Origin of the sequence: Bordetella parapertussis (assembly GCF_020735925.1) — a bacterium.
GTDB lineage: Bacteria > Pseudomonadota > Gammaproteobacteria > Burkholderiales > Burkholderiaceae_B > Bordetella > Bordetella pertussis.
Window position 1 is genome coordinate 3,516,691 of the sequence record NZ_CP085971.1, and the last position, 15,355, is coordinate 3,532,045.

Here is a 15,355-nt window from a genome sequence, read left to right on the forward strand (position 1 = left end):
GTGCGATGGCTACTTCTTGTCCATCTGCCAGAACACGGGAACCGGCGACGCAATGATGTCGACCAGGTTGGCGCGGCGCCCCTGGACCGTCTGGAACTGGCCCAGCGGCAGGTAGGTGACCTCGTCCATGACGCGCGCCTGGATCCGCTTGGCCACGTCCAGCTGCGCCTGCGGCGATCCGGCCTTGATGTACTCGCCGCGCATCGCCTCCAGCTCGGGATCCTGCGCCCAGCCGAAGAAGCCCTCGTCGCCGCGCGCGTTGAGCGTGGCGTTGATCAACGGCGTCGTGACCTCGGGCACCATCCAGTAACTGAAGAACATGCTCCAGCCGCCCTGCGACGGCGCGCCCTTGTTGGTGCGGCGGGTCACCAGCGTCTGCCAGTCCATCGGCTGCAGGTCCACCTTGAAGCCGGCGGCGCGCAATTGCTGGGCCGCCACCAGCGGCGGCGCGGCGAGAATGGGCACATCGGTCGGCTGCAGGATCACGACGGGCGATCCGTCATAGCCCGCCTCCTTGAGCAGGGCGCGCGCGCCCTCCACGTCGCCCTTGCCGGTCAGGGCCCCGGCGCCGGCTTCGGAGGCCAGCGGCGTGCCGCAGCCCAGCACCGCGCCGCATACCTGGTAATACTTGGGATTGCCGACCATGGCCGCCAGGATGGGCTCCTGGCTCATGGCCTTGAGCGCGGCCTGGCGTATCCGCTTGTCGTTGAACGGCGGCTGCTTGAAATTCATGCGCCCCAGGGCCTGGTAGCCCAGTTGGTCGCGCACTTCCAGCACCACGTCGGCGTTCGACTCGAGGATGGGCAGCAGATCGGTCGGCGTCTGCTCCAGATAGTCGATCTCGCCCGACGACAGCGCGCTGACCGCCGTCTGCGCGTCCGGCATGGTCACCCAGTTGACCCGGTCGACCTTGACCACCTTGCCGCCCGCCATCCAGTTGGCCGGTTCGTTGCGCGGCACGTATTTGTCGAACTTCGCATACGCCACCTTCACGCCGGGCGAGAACTCGTCCAGGACGAAGCGGAACGGGCCGGAGCCGGTGTAGTCGGTAATGGCTTCGCTCGACGGCGTCCTGGCCACCCGCTCGGGCATGATGAACGGCGGCACCGTCGACTGCTTGCCCAGGGTTTCCAGCATCGGGCCGAACGGCTTGCTCAGTTTCCAGGTGATCGTCCGGGCGTCGGTGGCGGCCAGGCTTTCGGTCTGGTCGAAAATGTGCTGGCCGCCGGTGTCGCGCTCGCCCCAGCGCTTGAGCGAGGCCACCACATCGGCCGCCGTGACCGGCGCCCCGTCATGGAACCACAGGTTGTCGCGCAGCGTGAAGGTGTAGGTCAGCCCGTCGGGCGACACACTGAAATCCGCCATCTGCGGCCGGACATTGAAATCCTTGTCCATCGAGACCAGCACGTCATAGATCATGTACCCATGATTGCGCGTGATGTGGGCCGTCGTGATGATGGGGTCCAGGACGCGCAGCCCCGAGTGCATGACGGCCGTCACCGTCTTGGGCGCCTGCGCCGCCGCGGGGACCGTCGCGGCCAGTCCGCAGAGCGCGGCCGCCACGGCCGCCAGGCGTGCGCCGGCGCGTATCTTCACAGCGGGATCAGCCGCATTGCGTGCGATGAACATCGTTTCTTCCCCTTGTTGTGTCGACTACATCAGAGATGACTTCGGTGACCGGGAACAACTAACATCGAAAACAAACTTCGGAACTTAAGTATCGCTGTGAGATACTTATATATTGTTTGCGACAATCCTAAATGAGATATCGTCAGCCCGTCAATAGGAGGAATTCATGCGGCGTAGTATTGTCAACAGCAAACTGGGCGTCAGGTCTCCCACCGAAGAAGAGCTCGAAGACCCGTTGTTCGTGCAGGCCGCGGCGAGAACCCTGCAGGTGCTGTCCGCCTTCCATCGCGCGGTGCGGCCCATGAGCCTGGACGAAATCGCCGAGGCGTCGGGAGTGGGCCGCAGCAGCACCCAGCGCATTCTCAACACCCTGCGCGTGCTCGGCTATGTCGAGCGCAGCGACGGAGGACGCGGCTACGTCCCCGGCATACGCATCCTCGACCATGCGCTGGACTACCTGCGGCTCAATACCCTGATTTCGCGCGCCTCCCCCGTCCTGCTCGACCTGCGGCGCAATGCGCTGGAGCGTGTCGACCTCAGCGTGTTCGACGACCTGCGATTGGTCTACGCCTCGCGCCTGCAGAGCAAGCGGGAGACCTTCTTCGCCACCCTGGTGGGGCACAGCGTGCCCACGTTCTGCACCGCCGGCGGGCGAGCCATCCTGTCCCACCTGCCCGGCGCCGAGGTCGACGACATCATCGCCCGCTCCGACCGCACCCCGTTCACGGACAAGACCATCACCGCGCCCAGGGAGATCCGCAAGAAAGTCGAACAGGCGCGCGTGTCCGGCTACGCCGTCACCATCGAGGAGGTGCTGGTGGGAGAGATAGGCATAGGCGTGGCGGTGCTGGGCGCCGACGGCCGTCCGGTCGGCGCGATACATATCGCGGGCTCGCTGAGCGAGTGGACGCCCGAAGCCTTCACCGCGCGATTCGCGCCGCTGGCGGTGGAAGCCGCCACGGCCATCAATCGCCTGAGCTGAGACGGCGCCCGCGCCGGCAGCCCGTATCCGGGCCATGGGCTCGCGCGGGCATGCCCATGGCCGCGCCTTACGCGGCCGAGCGCGCCGCGCCGCCCACGGGTTCGGCCACGAAGTCCAGCAGATCGTGGAACAGCTCGCGCCAGAGCCGATCGGACATCGGAAATCCAGCCACATGCCGCATGAAAAACGCACCTTCGGCAGCAAGAAAAGCAATGCGCAACAGCCGCTCTTCCTGAGTTTCCGCCGAGAACTTGCCGACTCGCGACGCGTACCACTTCGCCATCACGCCCTCGGTCGCATCCGAGCCGACCAGCGCCGTCAGGACCGCCGCCAGCCTTGAGTTGGCCTCGGACGATTCCTTGCCGGTGATCTTGACATGCCTGCGCACACGCTCGCGCAGCGACGATTGCGGGCCGATCTTCTTCTGGTAGGCGCGCTGTTCCTTGCGCAGCCACCTTTCCAGCAAGGCCTCCATCATGGCCTCGCGCGTGCCGAACACGGACTGGACGCTCGCCTTGGACAGGCCGGCCGCCTCGGCCAGCCCGCCAAAGGAGATCGTCACGGCGCCCGCCTCCGAAATGATGGATTCGGCGATATCCAGCAAACGCTCTCGATCTATCGTGCGGGGTCTGACCATCTAGGCGTCCAAATTCAATTATGATACGATCATATGATAACAAGTCGGAGCCCCGGGGTTCGTGTCGCCTCGAGCCTCCACCTCGTGCCTCCATATGGCGCGTGACGCCGCGCCCGTTGTCCCGCCGCGAGCCCGGCTTCACCGGCCGCCGTTGGCGTAATGCAATATGAAGTCTCGGCCCCTTCTCGGCAGGGGCCCATCTACTGGTTGGAGAGGACGCTATGAATAGTGACGCCCTCTTCCAATTGGGGATCGTTCCGGCATCGCTGAACACGACCCAAACGGAAGACAGAACTATCGTGACCGCAACGCGAATCGCATTCGCGTCGGCCGCGCGTGCGCTGCATCCGTTGCATGGCGCGCTGCACCACAAGGCTGGCACGCTGCTTCCCCACTCGGACCGAATGCGTACCTGAGGCCAGCGCCGCGCTGCGGCGCGCCTCCACCCGCCATCGCCTTCACGGGCTCCCGGCTTCGCGGCCGATCGCCCGGCCACTTTCCTATTGCAACACTCCACGCATGGCCTTGCGAGCCCCGTGCGTGGCATTGCCCCGCCATGTTGAAAACGCCTTACTACCTGATCGACAAACGTGCCCTGCTCCAGAACCTGGAGGTCATACGCCGCATCCGCGAGCGATCCGGGGCGAAGGTCCTGCTCGCGCTCAAGTGCTTCGCCACCTGGAGCGTATTCGACCTGATGCGCGAGTACATGGACGGCACGACATCGTCGTCGCTGTTCGAAGTCCGCCTGGGCCGCGAGAAATTCGGCGGCGAGACCCATGCCTACAGCGTGGCCTATGCCGAGGACGACATCGACGACGTGGTCGCCTGCGCCGACAAGATCATCTTCAACTCGCTGTCGCAGCTCGAGCGCTACGCGCCGCGCGCCTCGGCCATACCGCGGGGGCTGCGCCTGAATCCCGGCATCAGCGTGTCCGGCTATGACCTGGCCAACCCCGCCAGGCCCTTCAGCCGCCTGGGCGAAACGGACCTGGACAGGATCGCGCAAGCCATGCCGATGATCGACGGCTTCATGGTCCACAACAATTGCGAGAACCGCGATTTCACCCGCTTCGACGCCCTGCTGACCGAACTCGAGCATCGCTACGGCCACCTGCTTGGGCAAATCAACTGGATCAGCCTGGGCGGCGGGATCCACTTCACCGAGCCCGGATACGCGCTGGACGCTTTCTGCGACCGCTTGCGCCGCTTCTCGGAGCAGTACGGCGTCCAGGTATACCTGGAGCCGGGCGAAGCGGCCATCACCAATACGGCCACACTGGAAGTGACGGTGCTGGACGTGATGCGCAACGAAAAGAACCTGGCCATCGTCGACGCGGCGACCGAAGCCCACATGCTCGACCTGCTGATCTACCGCATGAGCGCGCGCGTGCAGCCCGACCAGGGCCCGCACCGCTACGTCATCTATGGCAACTCCTGCCTGGCGGGCGACGTGTTCGGCGAATTCAGCTTCGAATCGCCGCTGCAACCCGGTTCGCGGATTTCCATCCAGGACGCCGCGGGGTACACGATGGTCAAGAAGAACTGGTTCAACGGCGTGCGCATGCCCGCCATCGCGATCCGGGAACTGGATGGAGAAATTCGGCTGGTGCGGGAGTTCGGCTACCAGGATTACGTAGACAGCCTGTCCTGAGGAACTGGCTCTGTTGATTGAAGCGAGGTCAAAATGAAACGAAACGTCCTGATCATCGGCGCCGGCGGCGTGGCGCACGTGGTCGCGCACAAATGCGCGCAGCACAACGCCACGCTCGGCGAAATCCACATCGCGTCGCGCACGCTGGACAAGGCCCAGGGAATCGTCCGCTCGGTCCATGCCATGAGCAACCTGCAAACCAACGGCGTCGTGAAAGCGCATGGCCTGAACGCACTGGACATAAAGGCGACCGCCGCGCTCATCCGCGCCACCAATGCGCGCATCGTCATCCAGGCCGGCACCTCGTTCCTGAACATGGCCGTGCTCGCCGCATGCATCGAAACCGGCGCGGCCTACATCGACACGGCCATCCACGAAGACCCCGCGAAGACCTGCGAGGCGCCGCCCTGGTACGCGAACTACGAGTGGAAGCAGGCGCAGGCCTGCGCCGACGCCGGCGTGACCGCGATCCTGGGCGCGGGCTTCGACCCCGGCGTGGTCAACGCCTACGCTAAGCTGGCGGTCGACGAACTGTTCGACGAGGTCAGCTCGATCGACATCATCGATACCAACGCGGGCTCGCACGGCAAGTACTTCGCCACCAACTTCGATCCCGAGATCAACTTCCGCGAGTTCACCGGATCCGTCTGGTCATGGCAGGAAGGCCGCTGGTGCGAGAACCGCATGTTCGAAGAGCAGCGCGCCTGGGACCTGCCCGTGGTCGGCCGCCAGACCACCTACCTGACCGGCCATGACGAGATCCACTCGCTGTCGACGCACCTGAACGTCCCCAACATCCGCTTCTGGATGGGCTTCAGCGACCACTACATCAACGTCTTCACCGTGCTGAACTCCCTCGGCCTGCTGTCCGAGCAACCGGTGCGCACGGCCGAGGGCCAGCAGGTCGTCCCGCTGAAAGTGGTCAAGGCCGTGCTGCCCGACCCCGCGTCCCTGGCCCGCACCTACAAGGGCAAGACCTGCATCGGCGACCTGGTCCGCGGCGTCAAGGACGGCCGCCCCCATGAGGTCCTGATCTACAACGTGTGCGACCACGAGCAGGCCTACCGCGAAGTGGGCAGCCAGGCCATCTCGTATACGGCCGGCGTGCCCGCCACCGCGGCCGCGCTGCTGATCGCCGACGGCGCGTGGGACAACCGCAAGATGAACAACATCGAGCAACTCGCGCCGCGCCCGTGGCTGCAGCTGCTGGAGACCATGGGGCTGCCGTCCCGGATCCGCGATGCGCACGGCGACCGCGCGCTGCTCAGCCCATGCGGGAAGCTGCTGAAAGCCGCCTGACGCCGCCATCGCCCCGGCCTGCGCCATCCCGGGCCGGGCCCCGCGCGCTGGTCAGCTAGGCATCGGCGCCGTGTTCCCACGCGCGCATGCGGGAGCGGCAGTGCCGTAGCGCGCGCGTGAGGTGCTTGTGCACCATATCAACGGAAATGCCGAGGCTGTTGGCGATTTCATCGTGCGACATGCCTTCAACCTGCCGCATCAGGAAGGCCTGACGGCAGGCCGGCGGCAACTCCTGCAGGGCCCGTTCCAGCCGCGCCAGTTGCTGCCGGCGGTAGAGCCGCTCGTCCTGCAGCGGCGCTTCGCACCGGACGGCTTCTGCGGCGGCGTCCAGCGGCATGACCTGGCTGCCGCGACGGTTGCGATACAGGTCCGTGCAAAGATTCAGGGCGGCCCGGAACAGAAATGCGCGCGGCTGGACGATGGCGCAGCTGCCATTGCGATCGAGCACGCGCGCATAGGCCTCCTGGGCGACATCGGCGGCGTCATGCGAATTGCCGAGTTTTCGCGCAAGGAACCGCAACAACTCCGTGTAGTACTGCTCCATCCAGGCCTTCCCCCGCGTCGACCGACCAAGGCGCAAATGCGGAATCCTGCATAATGCCGCCTGAAACCGTGCTCTCCCCAGGCCGTGCACGGCGCCAAATGTGTAACAAATCTCATTTATATTAACAGCCATGGCTGTCCCACCCAGCAAGCAGGACGACCTCCTGACCGAGCAGGCCGTGCAATGGTGCGTGCGCATCCACGATGCGTCCTGTTCCGAGCAGGACCGCGCGGCGCTGCAAGCCTGGCTCGAAGCAGATCCGCGCCACGCCCGCGAGTACGAAGCGGTGCGCGATATCTGGACGCTGGCGCAGGACCTGCCGGCCCATGAGGCGCCGGCCAAGGCCTGCGCGCCGCGGCGCCGTCCCTATCCCGCCGCCCGCCGGGCGCTGGGCGCCTGCGCGCTGGGCCTGGCCTGCTGGGCAGCCGGCTGGTGGTTCGCCGTACTGCCCAGTTCCTACCACCGCTACGCCAGCGATGCGCGGGTGGCCACGGTCACGCTGGGCGACGGCACCGAAGTCGACATGAACATCGACACGGCCATGGTGTATCGCAACTACCGGGACGCGCGCCGTGTGCGCCTGAGCGACGGGGAGGCCTATTTCCGCGTGTTCCACGACGCCAGCCATCCCTTCGTGGTCGAAGCCGGGGCCGGGACGATCACCGTTACCGGCACGGCATTCAATGTCTGGAAATCGGGCGACAACGTCGTCGTCACGCTGGTCGAGGGCCGCGTGGACCTGCGCGCCAGCGCCACCGGCAAGACGGTAAGCCTGCAACCGCTGACGCAGGCACGCTACGCCGGGCGCGGCGAGCCTGTCACGCGCGCCGTCGACGGCGCGCAGTCCGCGGCCTGGCGCCACGGCAAGCTGGTGCTCGACAACACCACGCTGCGCGACGCCATCATGCAGATCAACCGCTACCTGCCCGCCGAGGCGCGCTACACGACGGTGGATCCCGCCATCGCGGGCCTGCGCCTGGGCGGCACCTACGATGTGCGCAATGTGGGCGAACTGGCCCGCGCGCTGCCTGACATCCTGCCCGTGCGTACGGTACGCAAGGCCGACGGCAGCCTGGCGCTGGTTCCCAACCCGCCTCGATAAGCCGCGGCGCAGGTTTGCGATAGCGCCGCGCAGCGGCCGGCCGAGACTCGCGTGACGTTTCATTTTGTTTCAATTTTGCATTCCCAGGAGGTCTGGCCGTTCCGTCTTAGAGATTGGTAGTGGTAATTACTTTCAATCTCTTTTCGGTTAAACATTCCATGCGAGCCAGACCGAGCGCGGCAACCCGCGCCCTGCACTCATCGTCGCGCCCCCGCCGCCTGATCCCTGCCCTGCTGGGCGCGCTTGCCTGCCTGGGCACTGGCGTACAGGCCGCGCCCATCGACGTCGATATCCCGCCCCAGAACCTGGCCCAAGCCCTGCACCAGCTTGGCCGGCAAGCCAACCTGCAGGTCCTGTACAGCCAGGACCTGGTCGATGGCCAGCGCAGCCCCGCCGTGCAGGGCCGCATGGAACCTGCCGAAGCGCTGGAACGCCTGCTGAAAGGCCGCAACATCCGCTATTCGATCCAGCACAACACCGTCACGCTCACGCCCATGCCGCTGACTGCGACGCTGCCGGCAATCAGCGTGGTCGGCGCCCTGCCTGACTCCGACACCTACGTGGCCACAGGCACGACAGCCGGCACCAAGACGGACACGCCGCTGATCGAAATACCGCAATCCATTTCGGTGGTGACCGCCGCGCAGATCCGCGAGCAGAATCCGCAGACGCTGGGCGACGCCGTGCGCTACACGCCCGGTATCGTGGTGCAGGAAGGATTCAACCGCACCGACGATCCTTTCATCATCCGCGGCTTCGACGTCCGCACCAATCCCGGCGTCATGTTCCGCGACGGGCTGAAAATCCCCCTGCCCCATTACAGCGCGATGTCCGAACCCTACGCGCTCGAACGCATCGAGGTCGTGAAAGGCCCCGCTTCGGTGCTGTACGGACAGGCCTCGCCAGGCGGCATCGTCAACGTGGTGTCCAAGCGGCCGACAGACAGCCCGCTGCGCGAACTGCAGCTGAGCGGCGGCTCGCACAGCAACAGGCAGCTCGCCGGCGACTTCGGCGGACGCATCGACGACGAGGGACGGCTGACCTACCGCCTGACCGGCCTGGCGCGCAATGCCGACACGATGATCGACCATGTCCCGGACGACCGCTACTATCTCGCCCCCGCGCTGACCTGGCGCATCAGCCCGGACACCTCGCTGACGCTGCTGGCGAGCTACATGAAGAACAAGACCATCAACAACGCCGGCTACCCGCTCGAAGGCACGGTCAAGTACAACCCCAACGGCCGCATCCCGCGTCACCGCTTCACCGGCGAGCCCGACTGGAGCAAGTGGGACCAGGAGGTCGCCAACGTGGGGTACCAGTTTGCGCACCGCTTCAACGACACCTGGCAATTCAAGCAGAACCTGGGCTACGCCCAGTCGCGCAACCGCGTCAACCACGCCTACTGGTGGACCTGGGTGCCCGGAAGCGACTTCTCCACGGCCGAGCGCGGCGCCTACCGCCGCGACGATGACGCCCACGGCGTGAGCATCGACAACCAGTTCGAGGCCACGTGGCAATCCGGCCGCTTCAGGCACAACACGCTGTCCGGCCTCGATTACACCGAAACCTCGTTCACCCGCAAACAGTACGCCGGCTACAACAACCTCGCCCCGATCGACTTCTTCGATCCGGCGTACGGCTCGGACGTACTGCTGCCGGCGAAGCCGGACACCTACACCAACGAGAAGCGCAGCCAGCTCGGCCTGTACTTGCAGGACCAGATAAAGTTCGACGACAAACTGGTGGTGGTGCTCAGCGGCCGCTACGACAATGCCGACGGCTCGACGCTGAACAAGCTGAGCGGCGTCAATACCCGCACCGGCGACAACGCGTTCACGTGGCGCACCGGCCTGCTCTACCTTGCGGACAACGGTCTGGCGCCCTATATCAGCTATTCGACTTCGTTCCAGCCGCAGGCCGGCACCACCTCGCCCGCACGCGGCACCACGCCCTTCGACCCGACCAAGGGCAAGCAGTGGGAAGCCGGCGTGAAGTACCAGCCCAATGGTTCGAACTTGTTCATCACCGCATCCGTCTTCGAGCTGACGCGCACCAACGTCCCCACGACCGACCCCGCCAACCCCGTCTACAGCGTGCAGGAAGGCGAGGTGCGCTCGCGCGGCCTCGAATTGTCGGCCACCGCCAACCTGGCCTCGGGCTGGAACCTGATCGCGGCCTACACGTATACCGACGCGGAAATCACCAAGAGCAACTCCAACACGCTAGGCAACACGCCCGAGGCCGTGCCGCGCAACATGGCGTCGCTATGGTCCGACTACACCGTCCCGTCCGGTGCGCTGGCGGGGCTGAATATCGGCGCCGGCGTGCGCTACATGGGCTCGACCTACAACAACACCAATGCCGCCAAGGTCGGCGACTACACCGTGTTCGACGCCGCCGTGCGCTACGACTTCGGGGCGCGCAGCCCGTCCCTGAAAGGCTGGACGGCCGATCTCACCGTGCGCAACCTGTTCGACAAGGACTACGTGGCCTCGTGCACCTATGCCTGCTTCTACGGAGAAGGCAGGACCGTGCTGGGCCGGGTCACGTACAAATGGTAGGGAACGCGGCCGGCGTCAGCGCGCCGCTTCCGCGACCGCCTCGATGGTGATGCGCAGCTGGACCTCGTCGCTGACATCCGGCGCGAACGCGTCCACGCCGAAATCGCTGCGCTTCAATGTCGTCGTGGCGTCGAAACCGATGGCGGGACGCTGCGCCATCGGGTGCATGCCCTGCCCGTTCCGGCGCGCCTGCAGGACCACCGGCTTGTCGATGCCCTTGATGCGCAGGATGCCGTCGATCTGCAGCCTGCCGTCGCCCCGGTCGGTCACCGAGGTGCTCTTGAAGCGGATATCGGGATACCTGGCTGCCTCGAAGAACTGGACGCCCTGCAGCATCCCGTCCAGCTTGGGAACGTGCGAAGTCAGCTTCGACACCGGTATGCGCAGATCGACCGCCGAATCCGCCGGACTGGCCGCGTCGTAGCGCACCACGCCGGTGACGCCGCCCGCGTGCGCCGTGGGCTTGGAGAAGCCCAGGTGGTCCCAGGTCACCACGATTTCGGTGTGCTCCGGATCGATCTGGTAATCGACCGGCGCGGCCTGCGCCGACAGGCCAGCCAGCGCCAGGAGCGTGGCGGCGAAATAGGCAGGGTAGTTTTTCTTCATGGATGCGCTTTGGTGCCTGGCCTCCGGAAACCGGAAGCGCCCTGGTTCATGGCGGCGGCCAGGCCAGCCGGCCGCCGGAGCGTGCGAACCTACAGGTGGAAATCCCCCGCGGCTTCCGGCTGGTAGAGCACTTTCTCTATCCAGATCCGGCGGGTGCGGTCCGAAATCCGCCAGTCGACGGCATCGCCTTCCTGGTAGCCCAGGATCGCGGTGCCGAAGTCGGAAAAGACAGATAGTTTCCCGGCGCTGTCGTCCGCGTCGTCAGGATAGACCAGCGCCACCTCCACTTGCTCGTCGTCCACGTTCAGCAAGGCCCTGGAGTTCATCGTCACGACATTGCCCGCCACTTGCCGCGGATCCACCACGACGGCGCGCTCGACCTCGTGCTCCAGCTCGGCAAGCGCCGGGCCCTGTTCGAGCTCGAGCAGGCTCCTGAGCCGGGCCTGGTCGATTTCGGTGATCTGGATTCCACTGGGCTCGCCCGCCGCGCTTTCGCGCAAGAACCGGAGATAGCGCTCCACAGTCATGGAGAATGACTTCAGCGTCGGCGTTTCGCTTTCCAGCACGAAACCGCAACGCAGGAAGGCGTTCAACGAACGTTCGTTGTCCGGGTGGACCTTGGCGATGAGCCGCGCGGCCCGCATCTCGAAGAAGGCCAGCTTCATGCCTTCGCGGATGGCGCTGGCGCCCAGCTTGCGGCCCCAGTTGTCGCGGTTTCCGATGACCAGGACGATCTCGCAGTCCGACCCCGTCTTGACGAGACGGACAAAACCCACCGGCACGTCATGCCGGTCATAGGCCATGAAGAATCGGCCGCCCTGGTTGAACAGATGGGTCAGGACCGGCAACTGGACCCGGTCGATGACCTGTTCGATGAACCGCGAGACATGGCGCGAATCGCTCAGATGACGGGTGACATGCTCGTCCTCCAGCCAATCCATCAGAGTCAGCGCGTGCGCCCGGGTAATTTCCGGACACAGCGAAATGAAAGGCTTGTTCATCTTCACCACATTTGGTTGTAAAGAATGAAAGCCCTTCATGGCCACGGCCATGACGGTTCTTTCCACAAAGCGGCCATTTTAAGCCAGCACGCGCGCAGGGGTTGATTCGGGGTTCTGCCGCTGCGTAAACCGCGCGCCGCGGCGCGCGACCGCACGATGAAGTTTTCTTCAGGCCGGAGATGAAATATCGTCGGGTGACACCGCACGCCACGCCCCATAGTATCTGTCACACGCAAAGCAATGGACGGGTAATTGACCGTCCATTTCCAATATATGGAGTGACAAATGACGAGCTATACAGCGGCGGGGCTAGGCGAACTGGTCCAAAGGGACGGAGCGCTTGTCAATGGACGCATCTACACCGACCCGGAGATCTTCGGCCTGGAAATGGAGAGGATATTCTCGAAGGTCTGGGTATACGTGGGCCACGAAAGCCAGGTCGCCAATCCGGGCGATTATATGACCGGCTACCTGGCTCAGCAGCCGATCATCCTGACCCGCGATCGCGCCGGGCAGATACACGTGCTGTTCAATCGCTGCACCCACCGCGGCGCCAAAATCGTCAATCGCGAGCGCGGCAACGAACGCCTGCTGACCTGTATGTACCACGGCTGGGCCTTCGGGCACGATGGCGAATTGCGCGGAATTCCCTTGAAAAAGGATTTCCCCGCCGAGGCGGTCGAACCGTGCAAGGCAAGCCTGGCCCGACCACCACGCGTGGACGCGTATCGCGGATTCATCTTCGCGAGCCTGAATCCCGATGTGGAGCCGCTCCGCGACTACCTGGGAGCAGCCGCCTCCGGGATCGACGAAATCGTTGATCGTGCCCCGGCCGGCACGATCCGCCTGAGCGCCGGCTGCCATCGCTATATCTACGAAGGCAATTGGAAACTGCAGACAGACAACCTGGGCGATATGTACCACCCCGTGGCGTGCCACAGCTCCACCGTCGACGAGGACGGCAAGCAGTTCAAGCGGCGGCCTGGCGACGAAGGCGGCCGCGCCGCCTTCCTGGGTGCCGATGGCGAACCCATCGTCATCCAGACCGGCGTGCGCGGATTTCTCCGGGGACACAGCTCCGAGGCAAGCCTGTTCGGCGCCAACGATATCGTCAAGGAAGAGACGCGGCAGCGCGGAGGCATCATCGACGAATATCGATCCCTGCTGATCGAACAGCATGGCGTGGAAAAGACCGATGAAATCCTGAAGAACCGCCGCCACAGCATGACGCTGTTCCCGAATCTGGATGTGCTCATGGTGCAGACGTCCGTGCGGGTGGTCATCCCGCTTGCCTACAACCGTACCGAGGTGCGCATCTATCCCGTCCACCTGGATGGCACGCCGGATGAGTTGAACCGCCAGATCATCAAGTTCCTCAATATCACTCATTCCGCGGCGTCCTTCATCCAGACCGATGACCTGGAAGCGTTCAAGCGCCAGCAGGAGGGATTGGCCGCCCGCTCGCCGCAATGGCTGATCGTGGCGCGTGGTCAAGGCAGCGAGATCGACGAGGGCAATGGCGCATATTTCGGGCCGCGCGCCAGCGAGGTCGGCCAGCGCATGCGCCATCAGTATTGGCGCGAACTCATGATGGCGGAGTAAGGATAATGTTGAAGAAGATCGACGATAGCGAGTCGTTGCTGGATACCGCCGCCCTGGCGCCGCTGCAGCGGTTTGTCGAGCGCGAATGCCGTCTGCTGGACGAACAGCGCTTCGAGGAATGGCTGGCGCTCTATTTGCCGGAGGCCACATACTGGGCGCCGGCGACACGCGACAACCCCGATCCGGATTCGCAGGTATCGCTGTTCTGGGACGACAAGGAGACGATGCAGACACGCGTGCAACGCCTGCTGCACCCGGAAATCCACAGCCAGATTCCGGCTTCGGTGACGGTCCGGCTGACCAGCAACTTCAGGGCGGCCGTGGCACCCGGCGGCGAGAAAGATGCCTATCAGGTGGAATGTCGATTCATCATGGTCGAAGACCGGCTGGGCAGCCCTCGGCAGCAATTCGCCGGCACGTTCAATTACTTGCTTGTGCAAAATGGCGCAGCGTTCCGTATCCGGCAAAAGCGGGTCGATCTGACCAATTGCGACCACGCCTTCCATACGCTGACGCAGCCGTTCTAGGGGCCGCGCCCTGCGCTGCCTGGTAGCGCACGACTCGTTGCCCTCACGCCGATCGTCGCCGCCTGGCATGGGGCGACGAGCCGGCGCCGGTGGTTGCCGAGCGCTTCCGCGGCCGCCGCCGCGGGCGGTCAAGCCAGCCGTTGCGCCGACGTGCCCTTGGCATTGGACAGCGCCGCTTCCTGCCTCAGCCACTCCTTGAATATCGTGAGCCGGCTGTCATTGCCCGTCGATGCATCCTTGACCAGATAATAGCTTCGGTCGATTCGCACCTGCTCATCGAACGGCAGATACAGGATGCCATCGCGCAGGAGTGACTCCGCCAGCACAGGCGTCGATACGACGACGCCCAGTTGGTCGGCCGCCGCCGACAGCGCGAGCAAGGCGTGGGTGAAGTGCATTTCCTTGGCAGGCTTGCCGTCGGCCAGGCCGGCGGCCGCCAGCCAGCGTTGCCAAAACGACGCGCTGCCATACAGCGTGCCACGATCATCGTGCAACCAGGGAAGCTCCAGCAAGCGGCTGCCCATGGCTTGTTTCTCGCCCTTCGGCAGCAGCGCGGGCGAGCACATCGGCGCGATGTACAGAGGAATCAGTTCCTCATGTTCGAACCCGCCGAATTGCCCGTTGCCATAGGCAATCACCAGGTCCGCTTCCTGGATCCAATCCTGGACGTTGTTCACGCCGCTTTGCTGTTCCTGGCGCAGCTGGGCCGCCTGCCGCAGCCGTGTCGTGACACGCACGTCGATATCCGGATACAGCAGCGAGAAGCGGTGCAAGCGCGGGAACAGCCACAGCGACGCGAACGACGGCGACGTGTTGACGGTAATGATGTCGGGCCCGCGATGTTTGCGCAACTTGTCAACGCCCACCTTCAGCAACTCGAACCCCTGCTGCAGGTACGGCAGGCAGGAAACCGCCGCATCTGTCAGGACCAGGCCTCGTCCAGTGCGCTCGAATAACTTGACGCCGAGCAGGTCTTCCAACTGCTGGATCTGATGGCTGACCGCGGTGGGGGTGACATGCAGTTCAGCCGCCGCGAGTTTGACACTGCGATATCGAGCGGCCGCCTCGAACGTCCGCAGGGCAGTGAGAGAAGGAAGCGACATGAGTAGATGAATTTAATTGAGTTCTGAGATGACGAATGCTCGATTGAATGTGCCGCAGGCGCTATCTATCATGCGATCAAGCCCGTGCGCCTGCGATGACACGAT

General features: G+C 64.7%; 13 protein-coding genes. 7 read left to right on the forward strand and 6 right to left on the reverse strand.

Annotated elements, in window-relative coordinates:
- Positions 1 to 9 precede the first annotated feature (9 nt).
- Positions 10 to 1,596, reverse strand: a complete 1,587-nt coding sequence (locus LK409_RS16565) for an ABC transporter substrate-binding protein (protein WP_226376440.1) — start codon at positions 1,594 to 1,596, stop codon at positions 10 to 12.
- A 199-nt stretch (positions 1,597 to 1,795) separates the two neighbouring features.
- On the opposite strand from LK409_RS16565, the gene LK409_RS16570 reads away from it, so the two are divergent.
- Positions 1,796 to 2,611 carry an IclR family transcriptional regulator gene (locus LK409_RS16570; protein WP_010929192.1) on the forward strand — a complete coding sequence of 272 codons (816 nt, stop codon included), beginning with the start codon at positions 1,796 to 1,798 and terminating at the stop codon, positions 2,609 to 2,611.
- Between the two features lie 67 nt (positions 2,612 to 2,678).
- Here LK409_RS16570 and LK409_RS16575 read toward each other — a convergent pair whose 3' ends face one another.
- Entirely contained in the window at positions 2,679 to 3,248 is a 570-nt protein-coding gene (locus LK409_RS16575) for a TetR/AcrR family transcriptional regulator (protein ID WP_003814459.1), read from the reverse strand.
- A 556-nt stretch (positions 3,249 to 3,804) separates the two neighbouring features.
- On the opposite strand from LK409_RS16575, the gene nspC reads away from it, so the two are divergent.
- The gene (gene nspC, locus LK409_RS16580; RefSeq protein ID WP_003814461.1) at positions 3,805 to 4,902 is read left to right on the forward strand and encodes a carboxynorspermidine decarboxylase; all 1,098 of its coding nucleotides are present in this window, start codon (positions 3,805 to 3,807) and stop codon (positions 4,900 to 4,902) included.
- Positions 4,903 to 4,935: 33 nt separating this feature from the next.
- Complete coding sequence (locus LK409_RS16585) at positions 4,936 to 6,201, forward strand: saccharopine dehydrogenase family protein (RefSeq protein WP_010929193.1); 1,266 nt, start codon at positions 4,936 to 4,938, stop codon at positions 6,199 to 6,201.
- A 55-nt stretch (positions 6,202 to 6,256) separates the two neighbouring features.
- On the opposite strand, the gene LK409_RS16590 is transcribed toward LK409_RS16585, so the two are convergent.
- The gene (locus LK409_RS16590; RefSeq protein WP_003814464.1) at positions 6,257 to 6,745 is read right to left on the reverse strand and encodes a sigma-70 family RNA polymerase sigma factor; all 489 of its coding nucleotides are present in this window, start codon (positions 6,743 to 6,745) and stop codon (positions 6,257 to 6,259) included.
- Positions 6,746 to 6,875: 130 nt separating this feature from the next.
- Here LK409_RS16590 and LK409_RS16595 point away from each other — a divergent pair, with 130 nt between their 5' ends.
- Both LK409_RS16595 and LK409_RS16600 read left to right on the forward strand, forming a co-directional pair.
- Entirely contained in the window at positions 6,876 to 7,847 is a 972-nt protein-coding gene (locus tag LK409_RS16595; RefSeq protein ID WP_010929194.1) for a FecR family protein, read from the forward strand.
- Between the two features lie 119 nt (positions 7,848 to 7,966).
- Positions 7,967 to 10,411, forward strand: a complete 2,445-nt coding sequence (locus LK409_RS16600; RefSeq protein WP_010929195.1) for a TonB-dependent siderophore receptor — start codon at positions 7,967 to 7,969, stop codon at positions 10,409 to 10,411.
- Positions 10,412 to 10,426: 15 nt separating this feature from the next.
- On the opposite strand, the gene LK409_RS16605 is transcribed toward LK409_RS16600, so the two are convergent.
- Positions 10,427 to 11,017, reverse strand: coding sequence for a YceI family protein (locus LK409_RS16605; RefSeq protein ID WP_003814470.1), 591 nt, complete (start codon positions 11,015 to 11,017; stop codon positions 10,427 to 10,429).
- 89 nt (positions 11,018 to 11,106) lie between these two features.
- Complete coding sequence (locus LK409_RS16610) at positions 11,107 to 12,069, reverse strand: bifunctional GNAT family N-acetyltransferase/nucleoside diphosphate kinase regulator (RefSeq protein ID WP_003814488.1); 963 nt, start codon at positions 12,067 to 12,069, stop codon at positions 11,107 to 11,109.
- A 234-nt stretch (positions 12,070 to 12,303) separates the two neighbouring features.
- On the opposite strand from LK409_RS16610, the gene LK409_RS16615 reads away from it, so the two are divergent.
- Both LK409_RS16615 and LK409_RS16620 read left to right on the forward strand, forming a co-directional pair.
- Entirely contained in the window at positions 12,304 to 13,620 is a 1,317-nt protein-coding gene (locus tag LK409_RS16615) for an aromatic ring-hydroxylating oxygenase subunit alpha (protein WP_010929196.1), read from the forward strand.
- A 5-nt stretch (positions 13,621 to 13,625) separates the two neighbouring features.
- The gene (locus tag LK409_RS16620) at positions 13,626 to 14,147 is read left to right on the forward strand and encodes an aromatic-ring-hydroxylating dioxygenase subunit beta (protein WP_003814492.1); all 522 of its coding nucleotides are present in this window, start codon (positions 13,626 to 13,628) and stop codon (positions 14,145 to 14,147) included.
- Between the two features lie 128 nt (positions 14,148 to 14,275).
- Here the strand turns inward: LK409_RS16620 and LK409_RS16625 are convergent, their stop codons facing one another.
- Complete coding sequence (locus LK409_RS16625) at positions 14,276 to 15,250, reverse strand: LysR family transcriptional regulator (RefSeq protein ID WP_010929197.1); 975 nt, start codon at positions 15,248 to 15,250, stop codon at positions 14,276 to 14,278.
- Between the last annotated feature and the right edge of the window lie 105 nt (positions 15,251 to 15,355).